This is a genomic window from Sciscionella marina DSM 45152, from assembly GCF_000379465.1.
Lineage (GTDB): Bacteria > Actinomycetota > Actinomycetes > Mycobacteriales > Pseudonocardiaceae > Sciscionella > Sciscionella marina.
Map to the genome: position 1 here is coordinate 64,286 of NZ_KB905436.1, position 18,427 is coordinate 82,712.

Below are 18,427 nucleotides of genomic sequence, written 5' to 3' on the forward strand. Positions count from 1 at the left end.
CAACTGGCTCTAGGAATTGGGCTAAGAGTGTGATGGCCAGCGGACGGTCATGATGGTGGTGTCTTCGAGGGCTTCCCAGGAGTGATCAATGCCCGGCCCCCACAGTACGTAGTCGCCTTGTTCGGCGAGCGTGACACTCTCGGTGGTGAGGTCGAGTCGGAAGTGCCCGGAGATGAGCAGCAGGAGGGTGGTGCGCTGGTCGTCGGTGGTCCACTCAGCGCGCTTGTCGCCTGCGGGGTGGTTGAACCACTTGACCTCGACGTCTTGGGAGTGCCGGACACCTTCGGCGGGGTCGATGAAGTGGCCGAGTATCCAGCCGCGCGTGTCCTGTCCGTCCTTGGCTGCGTTGCCGCTGTGCCAGGTGGCACCGGTCACCATAGCTCCCACTCGATCGTCGGTATGTCGACTCGCTCACCACCGATTTGCGCAAGTCTGCGCAGTCCTTGCAGGTAGGCGAAGAGTCCTTCGTTGCTCCACGCTATATCACCGGCCAGGTCGGTGAGGTGGTCGCGGTCGAGAGTGGAGACCTGCCGGAGCCCGGATGCTTCCCAGTTCGCTTCAAGCTGGCCGCCGTATCGGTTCCAGAACTGATCGTCATCGATGACGATCAATCCGGGGGAACCCGTAGTTGGCGCTGATGAGATTGTACCCGAATCCGGTGCATTCGAGCCGGACCGCGCCAGACTCGGTCAGCCACCGCATGGGTTCAGAGAGCCGCGAGGGGTGCATGGGATCGGCGTGGCGGTCCTGCGTGACGGTGTTGTCGATGTCGTCACGGCCGAATAGCTCTTCTTCCATCTCGCGCAGCAGGGTCGCGCCGAGGCGCGCATCGGAGCGGTAGTCGGTCAGCGGCTGGTGGAAGCCCTTCGGGATCACCGCAAGGCGTCGTGCGGCGTTGAGCACTCGGCCCGAGCGTTCCTGGACGAGTAGTGCGTAATCCGCTGCCGGTCGAAGCAGTGTCGCGGGTCGCGCGATGGCGCACAGGGCCAGGGTGCCGCCCACGCAGAGCCGATTGGTCGTGTCGAGTACGTTCGCCAGCTCGGGTAGATAGCGGTCTCGAAGCGGGAGCGCGCCGGGCTGTGTGGGGCGGCCTTCCGCGATCGCGTCCACGATCTCGGCTTCGAGAAGGTCCATGGTCAGCGCGTAATGCCCGAACCGGTCTATGCCGAACCGGCCCGCCAGTGCGCCCGCTTGGACGTTGTGCTGGTCGAGCCGGTATCGCGGCGCTGCACGCCGATGTGCCCACCGCCGCCGAGACCGACTGGGTGCAGATCCTCGAGTGGTACGACGAGCTGGTGCGCCTGACCGACAGCCCGGTCGTGCTGCTCAACCGCGCGGTGGCGGTCGGGGAGGCCGACGGTCCGCGCGCCGGGCTGGCGGCACTGGCGACAGTGAAGGACTCGGAGCTGGGCGAGTCACTGCCACGCTATACCGCGGTGGCCGCCTATCTGCACGAGCGCGACGGCGATCCGGAAACGGCGGCGCGGCTGTACGCCGAGGCGGCGGGCAAAGCGGGAAACCTCGCCGAGCGCGATCACCTGACCCGCCAGGCCGCCCGGCTCAACAACCGCTCGTGAGCGTCAGCCCGCGCGCCCGGCAGTGCGACGGTTGCCCCGGGACTGCGGCGCGCCACCGCGCCGGTTGCCCTGTGCCGTCCGGTTGCCTTGTGCTGTCCGGTTGCCTTGTGCCGTCCGGTTCCCCGTAGCACCGCGGTTACCCTGACCGGTCCGGTTGCCCTGTGCGGCCCTGCTTCCCTGGCCGCTTCGGTTCCCCTGTCCGGTCCGGTCGCCCTGTCCGGTCCGGTCGCCCTGGCCGCCCCGGTTGCCCTGGCCGCTCCAGCCGCCCTGCGTGGTCCGATTCCCCTGGCCACGGCCGCCGCCCTGGCCGTTCCGGGAGCTCTGGCCGCCCCGGCCCTGAGCGCTCCGGCCCTGAGCACTCCGCCCCTGAGCACTCCGGTCGTCCTGGGTGCGCTGACCGTTCCTGCTCCCCTGGCGGGCGCGGTTCGGCTGGCCGCCCCGGCTCTGACCGTCGCGGTCACCCGGACCACCCCGGGTGTGCTGTTCGCCCCGGGGACGCCGCGCGGAGCCTCCGGTCACGGGTTCCTGCTCGGTCCTGGGCTCCTTCGGCGCGGCGAACCCGCGCTTGCCCGGCACGAGCTCGCTCAGGAACGGGTGGCCGAGCTGCACGGTCGTGGTCGTGGCGCTGATCCCCGCCTTTCGGGTCAGCTTCGCCACATCCGCGGCCTGGTCCGCGGTCATCAGGGTGACGACCGTCCCGGATGCGCCCGCCCGCGCGGTGCGCCCGGAGCGGTGCACATAGGCCTTGTGCTCGACGGGCGGGTCGGCGTGAATGACGAGGGTGACGTCGTCGACGTGGATCCCGCGCGCCGCGATATCCGTCGCGACCAGGGTGCTCGCTTTGCCCCCGGAGAACGCGGCGAGGTTGTTCTCCCGCGCCCGCTGCCCGAGGTTGCCGTGCAGTTCGACCGCGGGAACACCGGAGGTGACCAGTTTCTTGGCCAGCCGCGCCGCCCCGCGCTTGGTGCGGGTGAACACGACGGTGCGTCCCGGGGCGGCGGCCAGGTCGGCCACGATCGGCACCCGGTCCTCGTGCCGCACCCGCAGTACGTGGTGGTCGACCTCACCCGTACGCACCTCGGGTTCCGCGATGCTGTGCGTGACCGGGTCCTGGAGGAAACGCTTGGCGAGCACGTCGACCTCACCGTCCAGGGTGGCGGAGAACAGCAGCCGCTGCCCCTCGCGCGGGGTCTGCTCGAGCAGTCTGCGGATCACCGGGAGGAAGCCGAGATCGGCCATGTGGTCGGCCTCGTCGAGCACGGTGATCTCGACCGCGTCCAGTTTCGCGTGGCCCGCGGCGATGTGGTCGTTGAGCCGTCCGGGGCAGGCCACGAGCACATCGGTGCCCGCGCGCAGCCCGTTGATCTGCGGATTGGGGCGCACCCCGCCGAACACGGTCAGCGTGCGCAGCGCCAGTGCCTCGGCGAGCGGGGCGATGGCGTCGTGGATCTGGGTGGCCAGTTCCCGCGTCGGCGCCAGGATTAGCGCGCGTGGACGGCCCCGGCGGCGCGGGGTGGTGCTCTCCGCGAGGCGGGCGAGCACGGCGAGCGCGAAGGCGTACGTCTTCCCGGAACCGGTCTGCCCCCTGCCGAGTACATCCCGTCCGGCGAGCGAATCGGGCAAGGTCGCGGCCTGGATGGGAAACGGCTTGGTCACCCCGCGCGCGGCGAGCGCGTCCACGAGGGTGTCCGGCAGGCCGAGTTCGGCGAAACCAGGGAGGTCTTCTGGGCGTTGAGACGCCATGTGTTGTACTCCGGGGGCGTAGCGTGAAGCCTGCGTACTCGCGGGCTGGTGAACCTGGTGAACGATCGCCCTCGTGGGCAACCCTATTGACGGTACACGAACCCGGCGGATCACCCGCGGTCGCGGTAGGATTCGATCACCACGCGCGCGGCGCCGACGGATTTGGCGGCCACCGCGGCAACGCCCGCGCCATAGCGCGGGAACACCCCGTCCAGATAGAACGCGGCGTATCCGTGCGCCTGGGCGAACACCTGCTCCATCAGCGCGAGCGCCGATTGTGCGTCGGAACTCACCGCGAACGCCGAATTCAGGAACAGGTCGTTGAACTCGCGGCTGCGTTCGTGCAGTTCGGGATAGTTCGGCGCCCGCAGTTCCTCGGTGACCAGCACGTGCAGCCCGGCCCTGGTGCGCGCGAAATACTCGGTGTAGGCGCCCGCGGCATGCGCGAGCTTCTCCACCGGATCGGTCTGTGCCTCGACCGCGGCGCGCACCCGTTCGATGAGCTGCTCGGCGATCACCGTGGCCACGGCGGCGAACAGATCGTCCTTACTCGCGAAATGCCGATACGGGGCAGCTGGGCTCACCCCGGCACGGCGGGCGAGTTCGGCGACCGAGAACCCTGTGATCCCGCGCTCGGCGAGCAGCTCGAGGCCCGCGCGCACCAGGGCCTCGCGGAGCTGCCCATGGTGGTACCCACCGGGCATGAACCACACCACCCCATCCCAGCTTGCGTCGATGTAAGAGGGCTCTTACTCTAGGGGGCGGGGAGAACGATCGCAATGTGCGTACTCATGCATGGAGGCAATTCGTGTCAGCTACACCTGCCATCGCCGCGCCCGGCGCGGGACGACCGCTCGGCGTCACCACCATCGAACGACGTGAACTCCGCCCCGACGACGTACTGATCGACATCGCCTACGCGGGGATCTGCCACAGCGACATCCACCAGGTGGACGAGGACTGGGGAGGCTCGATCTTCCCGATGGTCCCCGGGCACGAGATCGCCGGAACCGTGGCCGCGGTCGGCTCCTCGGTCACCAAGTACCAGGTCGGCGACCGGGTCGGGGTCGGCTGCATGGTCGACTCCTGCGGCGAGTGCGAGCAGTGCCGGGCGGGCCGGGAACAGTTCTGTGCCAAGGGCAATGTGCAGACCTACAACGCGCGCGGCTTCGACGGTGAGCCCACCTACGGCGGCTACAGCAAACAGGTCGTCGTGCGGGACGCGTTCGTCTGCCGCATCCCGGAGGGCATCGGGCTCGACGTGGCCGCCCCGCTGCTGTGCGCAGGCATCACCACCTACTCTCCGCTGCGCCAGTGGAACGTCGGCCCGGGCACCCAGGTCGCCGTGATCGGGCTCGGCGGGCTCGGGCACATGGCGGTGAAGCTCGCGGTCGCCATGGGTGCCGAGGTCACCGTGCTGAGCCAGAGCCTGAAAAAGCGCGAGGACGGACTGAAACTGGGCGCGAGCGACTACTACGCCACCTCCGACGAAGCCACCTTCGAGACGCTGCGCGGACGCTTCGACGTCATCCTGAACACCGTCTCGGCGCAACTCCCGCTGGACCGCTACCTCGGCCTGCTCGCCGTGGACGGCGCCCTCGCCAATGTCGGCGCGCCCCCGGAGCCGATGAGCTTCAACATGTTCTCACTGCTCGGCGGGAACAAGAGGCTCGCCGGTTCGATGATCGGCGGGATCCCGGAAACCCAGGAGATGCTCGAGTTCTGCGCCGAACACGGTCTCGGGGCCGAGATCGAGGTCATCTCCGCGGAGAAGGTGAACGAGGCCTACGAGCGGGTCAAGAACAGCGATGTCCGCTACCGCTTCGTGATCGACACCGCGACCATCGGCTGACCGAAGTGGCGGACCGGCTCGGGCCACGGCGCCCGGCCGGTCGCCACGAACTCGGCGAAGGCCCTGGCCAGTTCCTTGTGCAGGGCATGATCGGCCTCGGTGACGGGGCCCAGCATCGCGGCGTCCGGGTAGGCGTCGAAGGTGCCGAACAGGAACGGCAACTCGGCGCAGTGGGTCGCCCCGAGCTCGCCCGGATCGGGCTCGGGCACCCGGTCGAAGCGGTAGACGTAGCTGCGCCCGGCACGGTGCTCGGCGAGGACATCCACTCCGGCCGAACCCAGTCCCACGGCGGCCACGTCCGGTTCCCGGATGCCGAACGCGGTCAGTTCGTCTTTCACGGTGCCCACGAGCACGTCGAGACCGGCGAGGGGATCCTCGGCCAGGGCATCCGGCAGCGCGCGTGATGCGCCGAATCCACCGAGCACCGGATACAGCGCCGGGGCGACCTCGCCGGGCCGCGCGGTCTCCGCGGCGAGTTCGGCGGCGGCCTCGAGCAGCTTGGTGACCGGCTGTCCGCGCAACCCGGCCGCGTCGGTGCCGAGGATTTCCAGGTAGCGGCGTGCCCGCTCGGCGGCCAGTTCCGGACCCATCGGGGACAGCGCCAAGGGACTACTCTGCAGGATCACCCGGGAAATGAGCGGACGGGTGCGTTCCTCGATGGCGAGCAACAGGCTGGAGTGCGCGCCGGCGGACTGACCGCCGACGGTGAGCTGCCCGGGATCCCCGCCGAACGCGGCGATGTTCTCGTGCACCCAGTGCAGCACCGCGGCCTGATCGCGCAGGCCAAGGTTGTCCGCGCCCAGTTCGGGAAGGTGCAGATAGCCGAGCGGGCCGAGCCGGTAGTTCGCGGTCACCACGACGATCCCGCCCAGTTCGGCGAGCCGCGCCCCGTCGTACCAGTCCCAGCCACCGCTTCCGCTGCTGAACCCGCCACCGTGGAACCACACCAGCACCGGGAGATCGCGTGCCCCGGCGGGCGCCCACACGTTCAGGTTCAGGCAGCCGTCCTCGTTCCAGTCCGGGGTGCGGGGCCCCATCACGGCTTCCAGGCGGGAGGCGTTCTGCGGCACCGCGGGCCCGGGAACCTCCGCCGCACGCACCCCGGCCCAGCCCTCGTGCGGCACCGGCGGGGCCAGCCTGCGTTCCCCCACCGGTGCGGCCGCGTACGGGATCCCGGTGAACGCGCTGACCTGTCCGAGGTCGCGTCCCCGCACCTTGCCCGAAGCGGTCTCCACGACCGGTTCATCGCTCATCTCGGCTCCTTTCCGCTGCAACCGTTCTAGGGCTGCACCGCTGCTTGTGGCCAGTTCCGGGGTGTCGAATCGCGAATACACGACACAAAGCGCGGCTATGATGCCGATTGTGCGCCAACAGCTGGACGAGACCGATCGACGGATCGCGGCGGCGCTGCTCACCGCCCCGCGCGCGCCGCTGCGCACCATCGCCGCCTGCCTCGGCCTCTCCGAGCGCACCGTGGTCCGCAGGACGGGCCCGTTGTTCGCGGACGGGGTGCTGCGCAGCACCGCCGTGCGCAATCCGTTCGGCGATCACGTGCCGCTCGCGCTGCGCGTCCGCTGCCGGCCGAACCGGATCCAGGACATCGCGCGCATCCTGGCGCATCGCGGCGACACCCTGTGGGTGGACATCCTCGGCAGCGGGGACGAGATCAGCATGATCGCCTTCCTGGACGGGCCGGAGGCACGCGCCCGGCTGCTGCTGCGCGATCTGCCCGCGACCACGGCGGTGCACTCCTGGCGCGCCTATACGCTGCTGCGCGTGTTCCCGCGGAGCTTCAGCTGGACCGCGGGACTGCTCAGCGAGGCCGAGATGACCGCACTGTGCCCGGATCTCGGGCAACCGCGCGGGAAACCGAGCCTCGACGCGCTCGACGAGAAACTCATCACCGCCCTGGCCGAGGACGGGCGGGCGGGCTACACCCGGCTCGCGCACCGGATCGGCACGACCGCGGTCACCGTGCGCCGCAGGCTGGATGCCTTGGTGCGGGATCAGGCGATACGGCTCGCGACCGAGATCGACCTCACCCTGCTCGGCGTGCGCGCGGACGCCCTGCTGTGGCTCAGTGTTCCGCCCGCCAGCGCGCACCGGACCGGGGAACTGCTCAGCGAACGCCCCGAGGTGCGGTTCGCCGCCGCGACGACCGGGGCCACGAACCTGCTCGTGGCGGCCGCGACCGAGGACCTGGACACCCTCTACCGGTTCCTCACCGACACCATCGGCGGGATCACCGCGATCACGAACATCGAGACGACCCCGATCCTGACCACCCGGAAACGCACCGGCCTGAGCTACTGACCGCCGATCAAGAAGACCCCGAGCGCGATCCCGAAACCGAGCACCGCACCCGCGCACACCTGCGCGCTCGTATGATGCCGGACCACGATCCTCGACCAGCAGATCAGCGCGACAACCAGCAGCCCGAACAGGGCGTAGGGCGAGTACACGAACGCCAGCATCGCCACCGCGCCCGCCGAGACCGCCGCGTGCATGCTGATCTTCCAGCGCAACGTGATCGGGAAGACCACGGCCAGCGTGAGCACCATCGCGATCGCCGCGAGGATCATAGCCCGGGGCGCGCCGCCGAGGATCAGCACCAGCAGCCCTGCCGCCGCCGAAACGAAGCACACCAGCAGTGGAACGGTGCGCCCGGCACGATCCCGCACATGGTGCCCGTCCCACTTGCCCGCGCGTGCCCCGCGCACGATGAACACCATCGGCAGCAGCGCGCTGAACACCGCCAGCACCGCGGCCCAGAGCAGGGCCGGGCCGATCCGGTAGTCCGTGGCGCCCAGGCCGATCGCGAACGCGAACAGCACCAGCACCACCCACGGGGCGAGAATCTCCCCGATGGCCCGCGCGATGAACAGAACCGGGCCGTCTGCCCGCGGCTGTGCGGTCGCGGTGTCGAACCGGCTCACCGAACCCTCCCGAATGCCTGAAGTTCCTGCCCTGCAAGGAAAGCCAGCATAGCTTGCGCTCGGGTCCGGTCAATGCCACGGGGCGGAACGAGAAAATATTCGTCTTCCACGGGAAAAGGAACTGAGGGCACCGCCGGGAATCGGCTCGTCCGCGAGACGGCGGACTCTGCGGACGCGTTCCCCCGCCGCCCAGAACAGCTGCATCGGTTCTCCCTCCGGCCAGGTCAGCTCCACGATCCCGGCACCGGCGGGTTTCGCGGCCACGATCATCAGCCATTTGCGCTTTTCACCCGCACGGCCGAAAACCACGATATCGCCGGTGACCAGCTCCTTCGCGTGGACCGATTCGGTGGGAATGTCCCCGTCGGCCGTATCCGGCCCACTGTCCACAATGTCCTCGATGATCTCGGCGACCTCCGATCTCATATGATGTACCCTCGCGGCTCTGTTCGCCGAGGGGGATTTCCGACTGACCACTCGCGTGTTACACATGGAGTCCATGACGGACATTCCGCCGGCGGGTGCGCGGCAGCGTACCGCGCTCATCCTGGATGCCGCCCTGGATTTGTTCGCCACCAACGGTTTCGCCACCACCTCGATGCCGATGATCGCGGAACGCACCGGGCTCGAGGAAGAAGCCCTGCGCGCCTGTTTTCCGAGCACCAGGGCGATCTACCGGGAACTGTTCGAACGGTACGGGCCGATCTCGGCCGAGGTACTGAGGATCGACCCGGCCGCGCTCGGCCGGCGCACTCCGTACGAGGTGCTTCCCGAGCTCATCGACCGGATGGTGGCCGACTGGTCGAGCCACCGGGCGCGCCGGTTCGTCACCATCACCGGAATGGCACCCGCGAAGGACGAGGACATTCTCAGCCTGGACGAGGCGAAATGGGTCACCGGACAGCTTTTCGATGTCTGGCAGGGCCGCGGGCTGCTGCGCGGCGATCTGTCCCCCGAACAACTCGGCTGGGAGCTTTTCGCACCGCTGTGGTGGTTGCGTACCCGGCTGCTGCGGATCGGCGGCGATACCGAGAGGGCCCATCTCGCGATGCGCAAGCACCTCTCGTTCTTCCTCACCGTCACCCGGCCGACGAGTTGACCGTTCCGGGTTCACTCGGACTCTCCGGTGTCGTCGGCGCGCAGATGCTGCGCGACATGGGGAAGGCCGGCCGCTTCGAGGACGTTCGCCAGCCGCCACGCGGTCAGCGCACGCTGCTGCGGCCGCACCTGGCGGAGCAGGCCACGCGCGTGCTGCAGGGCTTCGTGCACGGCGGGCTCGCACACCGGGCAATCGATATCGCCGCGCTGCCCACCGCGCGACCTGCCCCGGCTGCGCAGCCAGACCGCACCCGCGATGGCGAGCCCGGCGACGGGGATGAGTGAATGCGGTCTGCCGAGGCGATTGAGGCTCATCATTCCAGGGGATTCGTGATCTCGGTTAGCATGGCGGCGAGCCAGTCGAGTCCTTTATGGACAGTCGAATCGAGGCCGGTGCCCTGCCCGGGGATTGCTCCGGGAAGGTTTTCCGGCCATGGGCGGTACCCGGGGTCGAGCAGCCCTCTCCAGAGCCGGATCTCGGCAGCGGCCGGCGCGCGTTGCTGTCCGCGGGTGCGCAGGAGTTCGAGCAGCCTGCGGTAATTTCCCGGCGCGGTGGCCAGATCGAGCAGCGCGGTGACGGCGGTTTCGGCGAGGCGGGACTCGGCGTTCCTGGTGAGGTGTTCGAGTCGGATCAGGGCCTCGACGGGACTCGTGTACGCGAGGGTTTCCACGCAGAGATCGAGCACGGTTGCGGCGAGTGCGGCACCGGTTCCCGGGCTACTGGCCCATTCGAGTGTCTGGGCGTAGGTGCCGAGCGCGTGCTCCCCGGTGCGCCACAGCCCGGCGAGCACCGTGCACGCGGCCTCACGCAGCCGCCCGTCCACCGCGTTCGGCCCGGTCCGCCAACCGCGCACGGTGGCGAGCAGGTCCTCGGTGCGCATGCTGGCCCCGGCATGGCGGAGATAACCGTGCAGCAGCACGGTGCGCCCGGCCCGGTCCAGGCGCGGATGGCTGAGCATGGTGGTGAGCCACGCGGTGAACTGCGAGCGCAACCGCGGATAGTTCGCCCAGAAATGCGCGGCGACCAGTTCGGCGTAACCCTCGTTGGGGAACCGGACCTGCCGGCGTTCATCGAGTTCGGCCCCGATCGCGGTGAACCGCTGCAGCAGGTCGGGGCCGCGCAGCAGTGGAGCCTCCTCGGCCGCGCCCAGCCGCAGCGCGAGCGCCTCCGCGGCGTCCTCGATCAGTTCCGCGTGCCCGCCGGGCAGCATGGCGGCGGCGAACAGCAGCGCGCGGTCCCGCTCCTCGCGCAGTCCGCGAACCTGATCGGCCACCTCGATCGCGGGCAGGGTCAGTGCGCGCAGCCCCGCCTCGATCCGCCGCTCGATCCCGGTGTCCGGCGAGCGCGCGGTGCTCCCGGCGAGATGGGCGAGCTGGCGCATGGTGTAGGCGGTGAACGGGATGCGCAGGCTGCGCTCGGGAAGGGTGCCGTGCCCGCAGCGAACCCCTTCAGCACGCAGATGCCGCAGCAGCACGGTCGCCGGATCCGGCCGGTCCAGCCGCACCAGCTGGGCGCGCAGTTCCTCGGCGAGATAGGGCTCGTGCCCGGTGCGCAGCAGTATCACCAGCGCACCCGAGCGTTCCCGGGCCAGCCAGCACAACCCGGCCAGGCTGCGGCGCAGTTCGCGCACCTCGCGGGCCTCGAGGGAACGCAGGTCGAGCAGTAGCCGGTCGCCTTCCGCGATACCGCCGTCGGCGGCGAGTTCCCCGGCGAACGGTTCGCGTACCGCCGCGAGCCCGGCGGGCACATCGTGCAGCAGCATCAGCGCCGCGCTGCGCCGTCCGGCCCCGCGCGGCCCGCTGAGCAGCACCGCGCCGTGTCCGCGCAGCGCGGCGGCGGCCCCGGCGTACCCTTCCGGCGGCACGAACCTCCGGCGCAGCCAGGCCAGGTGCGGCGCGCTCACCGGGGGTGCCGCCGCGCCCGGTCGTCCGGTACCGCCGTGCCGTTCCGAGCTGCCGTGCTGTTCCCCGCCACTGTGCTGTCCCGTGCCGATGAGCAGGATCGTGCTGTCCCGGATGGTGCCGTGGAACTGGTGCCCGCTCCCGGTGTGCACATCCCCGCCGGTGTCGTTGACCAGCAGCCGCACATCCCCGGTCACACTGCCGAGCCCGCCGTGCCCTCGGGTCATGGGCAACCGTCCACGCCGAGCAGCCCGTCCCGCCGGGAGTGGCGCTCCGGGCAGGGGGCGGCATTGATCACCGCGCCCGAGCCGAACACGATCGTGCCGACATTGCCCGCGATGTGGCCGATTCCGCCGAACCGCACCTGTTCCTCGGATTCGTCCGCCGTCTGGGGCACGAACCGGCGCACCGCGGCGGCCAGGCGTTCCAGATCGGCATCGATGGTGCGATGGTGGATCCGCACGTACTGGCAACGGGCCAGTCCGCCCAGCGGGCCGGGCAGCTGCGCGGTCTCCAGCCGCGGCGCGTTGTCCACGAGCACCGGGACGACCGCGATCCCGAGCGCGAGCGCTTCCTGGATCTCCCTGCGCGGCCAGTCCGCGGGATCGTCCACGAGCCTGCACCCGTTCTCGCTGCGGGCGAACCAGCGGGCCCCGATCACCGCGAGCAGCACCCGTGCGCCGCGTACCCCGCGCACCAGCCCCTCGGAAAAATCCTCGCCCGGTTCGATGGATTTGCTGGCACGGAACACCTCGGCGTGCCCGAACCGCCCGGCGAGGTCCCGCTCGATCATCGCGGCGAGCCCTGCCTCGTCTCCCGTGCGATAGTTGACGAACACACTCCAGGACACAGTGGTCCTCCCAAACGATTCATTCCGACACCCATGAACTGCCCGGTCAGCTCGCCAGTCGCTCAAGCCGTTCGGCGAGCTCCACCGCCTGCCCTGCACCGCGGTAACGGCGCAGGATCCGGGAACACTGGCGGACATCCAGGGCCACGGTCGCCGAACCGACGGCCTGGACGTCCTCCGCGAAGCGCCCGAGTCTGAGATGCGCACCCCGCAGGTCCTCGGCGCCGACACAGGAGAGCACCGCGCGGATGCCGAATCTCGCACGTGCCCGCCGCGCGTCCGGGGCGAGCCGGTCGATTTCCTTGTCCAGCACGCAAATCGCCTTCTCGTGCTCACCGAGCTCGGTGGCGCACCACCCCTCGGTCATGCTCACCTGGTCCGGGACGTGGATCGAACCGAGCGCCATCGCATCGGGTTCCTCGGCGACCGCGAGCGAACGTGCGCGATCCACGCTGCGCCTGCTGTTCACCTCGTCGAAGGCGAGCGCGTATCCCTGCGCCTGGCGCTGCGCCGCCCGGCAGCGCACCCGGGGATCGATCCGCTGATCGCCGACCAGTGCCTCGGTCAGCTCGATCGTGCGCCGCGCCCAGCCCGCGTAGTAGGCGATCAGCGCCCTGCGGAGTACGAGATTCGGCAGCAGCTCGGTGTACCCGGATTCCTTGGCCATCTGCTCGGCGAGCGTGATCCACCGCTCGGCCATCCCGGCGTCCCCGGCCTCCTGCTGCATCCAGGCCGCGTACTCCGCACTGCGCGCCCCGAGCCGCAGGGCGGACCTGCGGGCGGCCTCGTCCCCGGTGCCGAGTGCCTGCTGCTGGGCACCGGCACACACCCCGGGGAGCAGGGCGAGCGCCATGTTCGCGTCCCCGCGCTGCCCCATCTGCCGCGCGTGCAGGAAGCACTCCCGCAGACCGGCGAGCACTCCCTCGTCGGCGGTACCGGCCCGCGCCGGAAGCCCGAGCGGAAGCAGCGAGGACAGTGCCGCTCCCGCCGAGGCGCACAACACCCGGCGCCGGGTCCACGCCCCGGGCGGACCGTCCGCTCTTCGGCTCGCCTCGAAGGCGGGCAGCAGTTCTCCCGCGCAGCCCAGCGCCGCCTCGCAGGCGCGCACCAGTTCGAAGTGCGGGTTGCGCTCCCCCGATTCCAGGCGGGATATCTGGCCGACGCTCTTGCCCACGAGCCCGGCGAGCGCACCCTGAGTCATCCCGGCCCGCTCCCGCGCCCTGCGCAGCACCACCCCAAACGACTCCCGCTCGCTCATCACCGAGCCCCTTCATCTTCGGCGACGGGGTCACCGCCGCGCCGAAAGCTGGCCTGACTCAGTGTGCACATTGCGCGCGTTCCCGGTAAGCCCCTGAAGGCGCTAGACAAATGACAACTGGCAAATGCCGATCTGAGCAGCACAAACGGATCCGGTTGTTACGGAGTTCCGTCCCCCATGGTGGCCAAGGAGCGGACGGCGAACGCATCTCACATGGCTGCCTCCACCGTCGAGTCACGTTGCGCGGAGCGGCGGTTTCGCCACCCGGTCTCGGGGTAGCTCAGTGCACCGAGCAGGGACACCACCGAGGCGGCGAGGACATAGACCGGGATCGCCATCGGGGTCCCGCTCGCCGCGACCAGTCCGGTGAGGATCAGCGGGGTGGCGCCGCCGAAGACCGAGACGGCCACGGTGTAGCCCAGCGAGATGCCGGTGTAGCGCACCCGCGCGGGGAACGACTCGGCGATCGCGCAAGAGATCACCCCGCAGTTGATGGACAGCCCGAGGTTGAGCAGCAGATAGCCGCAGATCACGCTCACCGGATCACCCCGTACCGCGAGCAGATACACCGGGATCGCCAGCGCGCCCTGAGCGATCGGGCCGGCCACCAGGAACGGTTTCTGCCTGCCGATCCGGTCGGCGAGCCGCCCACACACCAGGATGCCGATCGCGCCGACCAGGGAACCCACCAGCATCCCGGCGTACACCAGCGATTGCGGGACCCCGGCCTCGCGCACGAGATAGGCGGGGAAGAAACCGGCCTGCAGATAGGTGACCGAGGTGCCGACCACGATCATCGCGATGATCTTGAGCACCGAGCGCCAGTGCTGCCGCAGCACGACGCCCAGCGGTGCCCGTTCCGGATGCTCCGCCGCCCGGGTGAACTCCTCCGCTTCGCTCAGCCGCAACCGCAGGTAGAGACCGACCAGACCGAGCGGAAGGGTGAGCAGGAAGGGAATACGCCAGCCCCAGTCGTTCAGTGCGGTGGTGGGCATACTGACCGCGAGGATCATGCCGATCCCGGTCGAGGCCACCGTGGCGAACAGCTGGGTCGCGTTCTGCCAGCTGCCGTAGAACGCGCGCCTGCCGTCCGGCGCCCCCTCGATCATGACCGTGGTGGCCCCGCCGAACTCGCCGCCGGTACAGAATCCCTGGACCACCCGCGCGATCACCAGCACCACCGGAGCGGCGATCCCGATCGAGCCCGTCGCGGGAAGCACCCCGATCACGAAGGTGGCCACCGAGATCCCCACGATCGTCACCGCGAGCGCGCCCCGCCTGCCGAGGCGGTCTCCGAAATGCCCGAACACCACCGCGCCGAGCGGGCGGAACACGAACGAGACCGCGAAACCGGCGAAGGTCAGCAGCAGGGATGCCTTGCCTTCCACCGGGAAGAAATTCAGCGCGATCGCGGTGGTGAAGATGCCGTACAGGCCGAATTCGAAGAAATCGATGAAGTTGCCGACCGAGGCCGCAAGCACCCGCTTGCGCCGCATCACCGTGTCCGTCATGCCCGGCGACCTCCCAGTCCTCGGCGAGCGGATGCCCGCGCTACTGCCAATAGACCAAACCGGGCAGCGGTCCGACAAGACCGGAAAGCAGGCGAATGGCACCATTCACTCGGTCAGCGGCCCCGTTCCCTGGTGACCGCGCCGAGGCTGCCCCGCCGCGGGGCGGGACCGGCGAACTTCGCCGCGACCGAAATCAGGATCTCGGTCATGGCAAGCGCCGCCGGGGTCGGTGCCCGATTGTCCATGTGTGCCAACAGGATCCGCCGGGTCGGCGCGGGCACCCCGGCCGGGAAACCGGTCAGCCGCACATCGCTTCGCCGGTTCGCGAGCGCCAGCCGGGGCGCGATCGCGATCCCCAGTCCGGCGGCGACCATGGCCTGCGCCTCCTGGTAGTCATGCGATTCGTAGGAGATCTCGGGTTCGAAACCGGCCAGTCGGCAACTGCGGCGCAGCACCTCGGCGACCGGATGGTTGTCCGCGCGAATGATCCACTGCTGCCCGGCGAGGTCCGCGAGGCGCAGCCGCCGTTCCAGCAGTTCGGAATCGGCGGGCAGCACGAGCATGCTGGGATCGTCGAGCAGCCGAGTCAGCCGCAGCGCGGGATCGGTGATCCGGTTCCATTCGTAGTCCCACAGCATCGCGAGCTCGGTCTCCCCGGTGTGCAGTGAATCGATGAGTTCGGCGAGCAGCGCGGAGTACACCCCGGTCCGGGTGCCGGGGTGCTTGCGGGCGAACCTGGTGAGCGCGAGCGGGAGCAGCGAGGCGCTCGCTGTCGGAAAGGAGCCGAGCCGCAGGGTGCCCCGTTCCAGCCGGGCGAACGAGTCGAGGTCGGCCCGCGCGGCCCGCAGTTCGCGCCGGATCGTGCGCCCCCGCTCGGCCAGCGCCGTGCCCGCCGCGGTCGGCCGCACCCCGCGGGGCAGGCGATGCAGTAGTGGCTGCCCCACCTCCTGCTCCAGCCGAGTCATCTGCTGCGAAGCGGCAGAAGCTGTCATACCGAGCGTTTCGGCGGCCGCGGTGAGCGAACCGTGCTCGGCGATCGCGGTCAGCAACAACAACCTGCGGGCATCCACCATGCATCGAGTTTAGCTGAGCTTAACTCGACCTAAGAGATTCGCTATTGTGCTAAATCCAGGGCCGCAGGCATGGTCGGCGCATGCACGTTTCCGCGAGCCTCGTCCGTGGTGGCACGAGCAAGTGCTGGCTGTTCGACCACCGCGATGTTCCGGCCACCCTGGACGGTATCGAGCGGCTGCTCGTCGACGCTTACGGTGCCGCCGATCCAGGCCAGCTCGACGGTGTCGGCGGGGCGACCCCGACCACCTCGAAAGCGGCTGTGATCGGTCCCTCCGAACAGCCGGGTATCGATGTGGACTACCTGTTCGGTCAGGTCGGAATCGGCTCCAGCCGGGTGGAGTGGGGCAGCAACTGTGGCAATTGCGCGACCGCGATCGCGCTGTGGTCGGTGCGCAAGGGCCTCGTTCCGGTCACCGGGGATCGCACCAGGGTGGTGCTGCGCAACACCAATACCGGCGCGGTGCTGCGCGCCGAGGTGGACACCGAAGGCGGGGTGGTGCACGAGTTCGGCGAGCAGACGGTGCCGGGGACCCGGGCACGCGGAGTGCGGATCGGGCTGAGTTTCCTCAATCCCATGAGCGCGCCGCCGCCGCTCCCGCGTGAACGGCTGGGGGATGCCGTGGTGAGCATGCTCGAGGCGGGTGCGCCGATGGTGCTCGTCGACGCGGAGCGCGTGGGGCGGACCGGGGCCGAGACACCGGCCGAGCTGCACGCGGATGTGCCGTGGCTGTGTGGAATCCGGCAGGCCGCGGCGCCCCGGTTCGGTATCGTCGAACCTGGTGACGCGGCCCCGAAGGTCGGCTATATCGGCGTTCCCGTCGACTATCCGAGCAGCACCGGGCAGTGGATCGGCGCGCGGGACTACGACGTGTCGGCGCGCATGCTCTCGATGCGGGATCCGCATCCGGTGATCGGTCTGACCTCCGCGGTCGGCATTGCGACGGCGAACCTGCTGGGCGGCTCCGTCGTGCAGGCGTGTTCGGCCGCTCCCGGTTCGGCCACGCTGCGGATCGGCACCGCGGGCGGGGTACTCACCGCGCACTGTTCGGAGTTCGCCGACGGTCTCCCCCACACGGTCACCATCCGCCGTGCGGCGCGGATCATCTGCGAGGCACAATTGTTCGTCCCGGAACCGGCACTGACCGTTTCCGCATGAGATAAGGATTGTTCCACCAATGACGATGGAGACGATCGCGGCCCGGATCGACCGCCTGCCCAGTTCCCGGTTCCACCGGGGCGTGGTGCTCAGCCTCGCGTTCATCTATTTTTTCGAGTTCGCGGACAGCAACGCGTTCTCCTACGCCGCGCCCGCGCTGCGCGAACACCTCGGCCTCGGTATCGGCTCGATCGCGCTGGTCACCTCGGCCACCTTCCTCGGCATGTTCTGCGGGGCTGTCGGTGCCGGGCGGTTCGCCGACCGGGTGGGACGGCGCAGGGGACTGATCGTGGCCACCGCGGTGTTCACCGTGTTCTCCCTGCTGAACGCGCTCGCCTGGTCCACGGGTGCCCTACTGGCCGCCCGGTTCGCCACCGGGATCGGGCTGGCCGCGATGACCGTGTGCGCGAACACCTATCTCGCCGAGCTGATGCCACCCGTCCGGCGCGGCAAGGCGCAGGCGATCGTGAGTTTCATCGGCCATCTCGGCATTCCCGCGATGGCGTTCGCCGCGAAACTGGTGGTTCCGCTCGGCGAACACGGCTGGCGCCTGGTGTTCTGCATCGGTGCCGTCGGCGCGCTGGCGCTCCCGCTCGTCGCCCGGCTGCCGGAATCACCGCGCTGGCTCTACAGCACCGGCCGCGCCGAGCAGGCCGTGCGGGCCCTGACCGCGATCGAGCGCAGGGTCGCGGCCTCCGGGCATCCGCTTCCCGAACCGGTCCCGGTTCCCGCGAGCAGTGTGGCGGGCGAGCGCATCAGCAGGCCGTACCGGGCCCTGTTCTCCCCGGGACTGCGCCGGTCCACCCTGGTGCTCGCGGTCGTGTGGATCTTCACCACCCTCGGCTACTACGGTTTCCTCACCTGGGTGCCGACCCTGCTCGCCGATCAGGGCATCTCGGTCGTGGACAGTCTCGGCTACACCACCCTGATCACGCTCGGCGCCGCCCCCGGCGCCCTGCTCGCCTGGCCCGTCTCCGCCTGGCTCGGGCGCAGGCGCGGGATCGCGCTCGTGTGCGTGCTCGCCGCGGTCTGTGGGCTGGTGTACGGGCTCTCGTTCAACCCGGTACTCGTGGTCGTGTTCGGTTTCTGCATGGCCGCGCTGCTGATGGCCTTCGGGGCGCAGATGTACACCTACAGCCCCGAGCTGTTCCCGACCGCGCTGCGCAACACCGGAAACGGGCTGGTGTACGGGCTCGGGCGACTGTCCAATGTGTTCGACCCGATGGTGATCGCGGCCGTGTACGGGTTCGCCGGCTACCAGAGCGTGTTCGTCTACATCGGACTGTGCTGGCTGATCAGCGCGGGCGCCCTGGTGTTCTGCGCACCGCGGAAGGAATCCGGTGGGCTCATCGAATCCCTTGGCGAACAGGGCCCCGGCACACCTTCGAACACGGTTCCGTCGCACGGAACACGGCATTGACCTTCGCTCGACGGGCGCGCCCTAATGGTGGCTCGCCTTGTCGGTGGCGT

Annotated in this window: 19 protein-coding genes and 1 pseudogene; 6 read left to right on the top strand and 14 right to left on the bottom strand. The window is 69.7% G+C overall.

All coding sequences use genetic code 11. The features are described from left to right. Positions 1–21 precede the first annotated feature (21 nt). Genes A37U_RS0136310 through A37U_RS55230 form a run of 3 tightly spaced genes read right to left on the bottom strand, consistent with a single transcriptional unit; the run spans position 22 to position 1,110 of the window. Complete coding sequence (locus tag A37U_RS0136310) at positions 22–378, bottom strand: hypothetical protein (protein WP_020501570.1); 357 nt, start codon at positions 376–378, stop codon at positions 22–24. Beyond that, entirely contained in the window at positions 372–611 is a 240-nt protein-coding gene (locus A37U_RS55225; RefSeq protein ID WP_020501571.1) for a hypothetical protein, read from the bottom strand. Before A37U_RS55225 ends, A37U_RS0136310 begins: the two co-directional genes overlap by 7 nt. Next, entirely contained in the window at positions 595–1,110 is a 516-nt protein-coding gene (locus tag A37U_RS55230) for a hypothetical protein (protein ID WP_205623103.1), read from the bottom strand. Before A37U_RS55230 ends, A37U_RS55225 begins: the two co-directional genes overlap by 17 nt. 101 nt (positions 1,111–1,211) lie before the next feature. Between A37U_RS55230 and A37U_RS0136325 the strand changes: the two are divergent. Next, positions 1,212–1,577: pseudogene (locus A37U_RS0136325) on the top strand (RNA polymerase subunit sigma-24); the annotation flags it as partial. Between the two features lie 3 nt (positions 1,578–1,580). Here A37U_RS0136325 and A37U_RS0136330 read toward each other — a convergent pair. Together A37U_RS0136330 and A37U_RS0136335 are read right to left on the bottom strand one after the other, a co-directional pair. After that, the gene (locus tag A37U_RS0136330) at positions 1,581–3,320 is read right to left on the bottom strand and encodes a DEAD/DEAH box helicase (protein ID WP_020501574.1); all 1,740 of its coding nucleotides are present in this window, start codon (positions 3,318–3,320) and stop codon (positions 1,581–1,583) included. A 110-nt stretch (positions 3,321–3,430) separates the two neighbouring features. Beyond that, positions 3,431–4,024, bottom strand: coding sequence for a TetR/AcrR family transcriptional regulator (locus A37U_RS0136335; RefSeq protein ID WP_157183262.1), 594 nt, complete (start codon positions 4,022–4,024; stop codon positions 3,431–3,433). A 104-nt stretch (positions 4,025–4,128) separates the two neighbouring features. Between A37U_RS0136335 and A37U_RS0136340 the strand changes: the two genes are divergently transcribed. Further along, complete coding sequence (locus A37U_RS0136340) at positions 4,129–5,172, top strand: NAD(P)-dependent alcohol dehydrogenase (RefSeq protein ID WP_020501576.1); 1,044 nt, start codon at positions 4,129–4,131, stop codon at positions 5,170–5,172. Here the strand turns inward: A37U_RS0136340 and A37U_RS0136345 are convergent. Beyond that, entirely contained in the window at positions 5,136–6,425 is a 1,290-nt protein-coding gene (locus A37U_RS0136345; protein WP_020501577.1) for a carboxylesterase family protein, read from the bottom strand. The two genes, A37U_RS0136340 and A37U_RS0136345, sit on opposite strands and share 37 nt — an antisense overlap. A 100-nt stretch (positions 6,426–6,525) precedes the next feature. On the opposite strand from A37U_RS0136345, the gene A37U_RS0136350 reads away from it, so the two are divergent. Further along, complete coding sequence (locus A37U_RS0136350; RefSeq protein ID WP_205623113.1) at positions 6,526–7,485, top strand: Lrp/AsnC family transcriptional regulator; 960 nt, start codon at positions 6,526–6,528, stop codon at positions 7,483–7,485. Here A37U_RS0136350 and A37U_RS0136355 read toward each other — a convergent pair. Both A37U_RS0136355 and A37U_RS0136360 read right to left on the bottom strand, forming a co-directional pair. Continuing rightward, the gene (locus A37U_RS0136355; protein ID WP_020501579.1) at positions 7,479–8,108 is read right to left on the bottom strand and encodes a phosphatase PAP2 family protein; all 630 of its coding nucleotides are present in this window, start codon (positions 8,106–8,108) and stop codon (positions 7,479–7,481) included. The two genes, A37U_RS0136350 and A37U_RS0136355, sit on opposite strands and share 7 nt — an antisense overlap. A 69-nt stretch (positions 8,109–8,177) precedes the next feature. Beyond that, positions 8,178–8,534, bottom strand: coding sequence for a hypothetical protein (locus A37U_RS0136360; RefSeq protein WP_020501580.1), 357 nt, complete (start codon positions 8,532–8,534; stop codon positions 8,178–8,180). Positions 8,535–8,607: 73 nt separating this feature from the next. Here A37U_RS0136360 and A37U_RS0136365 point away from each other — a divergent pair, with 73 nt between their 5' ends. Next, positions 8,608–9,207 (top strand): TetR/AcrR family transcriptional regulator, encoded by a 600-nt coding sequence (locus tag A37U_RS0136365; RefSeq protein WP_020501581.1) that lies wholly within the window; start codon positions 8,608–8,610, stop codon positions 9,205–9,207. 11 nt (positions 9,208–9,218) lie between these two features. Here the strand turns inward: A37U_RS0136365 and A37U_RS0136370 are convergent, their stop codons facing one another. The 6 genes from A37U_RS0136370 to A37U_RS0136395 all read right to left on the bottom strand — a co-directional run bounded on the left by A37U_RS0136370 (position 9,219) and on the right by A37U_RS0136395 (position 15,800). Continuing rightward, positions 9,219–9,521 carry a hypothetical protein gene (locus tag A37U_RS0136370; RefSeq protein WP_020501582.1) on the bottom strand — a complete coding sequence of 101 codons (303 nt, stop codon included), beginning with the start codon at positions 9,519–9,521 and terminating at the stop codon, positions 9,219–9,221. Then, entirely contained in the window at positions 9,521–11,335 is a 1,815-nt protein-coding gene (locus tag A37U_RS0136375) for a hypothetical protein (RefSeq protein WP_020501583.1), read from the bottom strand. The genes A37U_RS0136370 and A37U_RS0136375 overlap by 1 nt, the downstream gene beginning before the upstream one ends. Next, positions 11,332–11,958, bottom strand: coding sequence for a toll/interleukin-1 receptor domain-containing protein (locus A37U_RS47145; RefSeq protein ID WP_020501584.1), 627 nt, complete (start codon positions 11,956–11,958; stop codon positions 11,332–11,334). The genes A37U_RS0136375 and A37U_RS47145 overlap by 4 nt, the downstream gene beginning before the upstream one ends. A 46-nt stretch (positions 11,959–12,004) precedes the next feature. Continuing rightward, a complete protein-coding gene (locus tag A37U_RS0136385; RefSeq protein WP_020501585.1) occupies positions 12,005–13,216 on the bottom strand; it encodes a helix-turn-helix domain-containing protein in 1,212 nt (403 codons plus the stop codon). A gap of 209 nt (positions 13,217–13,425) precedes the next feature. Further along, positions 13,426–14,727, bottom strand: a complete 1,302-nt coding sequence (locus tag A37U_RS0136390) for an MFS transporter (protein WP_020501586.1) — start codon at positions 14,725–14,727, stop codon at positions 13,426–13,428. 113 nt (positions 14,728–14,840) lie between these two features. Next, the gene (locus A37U_RS0136395) at positions 14,841–15,800 is read right to left on the bottom strand and encodes a LysR family transcriptional regulator (RefSeq protein WP_020501587.1); all 960 of its coding nucleotides are present in this window, start codon (positions 15,798–15,800) and stop codon (positions 14,841–14,843) included. Positions 15,801–15,880: 80 nt separating this feature from the next. Between A37U_RS0136395 and A37U_RS0136400 the strand changes: the two genes are divergently transcribed. Then, the gene (locus tag A37U_RS0136400) at positions 15,881–16,957 is read left to right on the top strand and encodes a PrpF domain-containing protein (protein WP_020501588.1); all 1,077 of its coding nucleotides are present in this window, start codon (positions 15,881–15,883) and stop codon (positions 16,955–16,957) included. A gap of 19 nt (positions 16,958–16,976) precedes the next feature. After that, positions 16,977–18,377 (top strand): MFS transporter, encoded by a 1,401-nt coding sequence (locus tag A37U_RS47150; RefSeq protein ID WP_020501589.1) that lies wholly within the window; start codon positions 16,977–16,979, stop codon positions 18,375–18,377. Positions 18,378–18,427 lie beyond the last annotated feature (50 nt).

Bases quoted from the DNA above. Each gene is read 5' to 3' on its own strand.
- A37U_RS0136310 (WP_020501570.1), bottom strand. From the start codon at position 378: ATGGTGACCGGTGCCACCTGGCACAGCGGCAACGCAGCCAAGGACGGA.
- A37U_RS0136330 (WP_020501574.1), bottom strand. From the start codon at position 3,320: ATGGCGTCTCAACGCCCAGAAGACCTCCCTGGTTTCGCCGAACTCGGC.
- A37U_RS0136335 (WP_157183262.1), bottom strand. From the start codon at position 4,024: ATGCCCGGTGGGTACCACCATGGGCAGCTCCGCGAGGCCCTGGTGCGC.
- A37U_RS0136345 (WP_020501577.1), bottom strand. From the start codon at position 6,425: ATGAGCGATGAACCGGTCGTGGAGACCGCTTCGGGCAAGGTGCGGGGA.
- A37U_RS0136350 (WP_205623113.1), top strand. From the start codon at position 6,526: ATGCCGATTGTGCGCCAACAGCTGGACGAGACCGATCGACGGATCGCG.
- A37U_RS0136360 (WP_020501580.1), bottom strand. From the start codon at position 8,534: ATGAGATCGGAGGTCGCCGAGATCATCGAGGACATTGTGGACAGTGGG.
- A37U_RS0136365 (WP_020501581.1), top strand. From the start codon at position 8,608: ATGACGGACATTCCGCCGGCGGGTGCGCGGCAGCGTACCGCGCTCATC.
- A37U_RS0136370 (WP_020501582.1), bottom strand. From the start codon at position 9,521: ATGAGCCTCAATCGCCTCGGCAGACCGCATTCACTCATCCCCGTCGCC.
- A37U_RS0136375 (WP_020501583.1), bottom strand. From the start codon at position 11,335: ATGACCCGAGGGCACGGCGGGCTCGGCAGTGTGACCGGGGATGTGCGG.
- A37U_RS0136385 (WP_020501585.1), bottom strand. From the start codon at position 13,216: ATGAGCGAGCGGGAGTCGTTTGGGGTGGTGCTGCGCAGGGCGCGGGAG.
- A37U_RS0136390 (WP_020501586.1), bottom strand. From the start codon at position 14,727: ATGACGGACACGGTGATGCGGCGCAAGCGGGTGCTTGCGGCCTCGGTC.
- A37U_RS0136395 (WP_020501587.1), bottom strand. From the start codon at position 15,800: ATGGTGGATGCCCGCAGGTTGTTGTTGCTGACCGCGATCGCCGAGCAC.
- A37U_RS0136400 (WP_020501588.1), top strand. From the start codon at position 15,881: ATGCACGTTTCCGCGAGCCTCGTCCGTGGTGGCACGAGCAAGTGCTGG.
- A37U_RS47150 (WP_020501589.1), top strand. From the start codon at position 16,977: ATGACGATGGAGACGATCGCGGCCCGGATCGACCGCCTGCCCAGTTCC.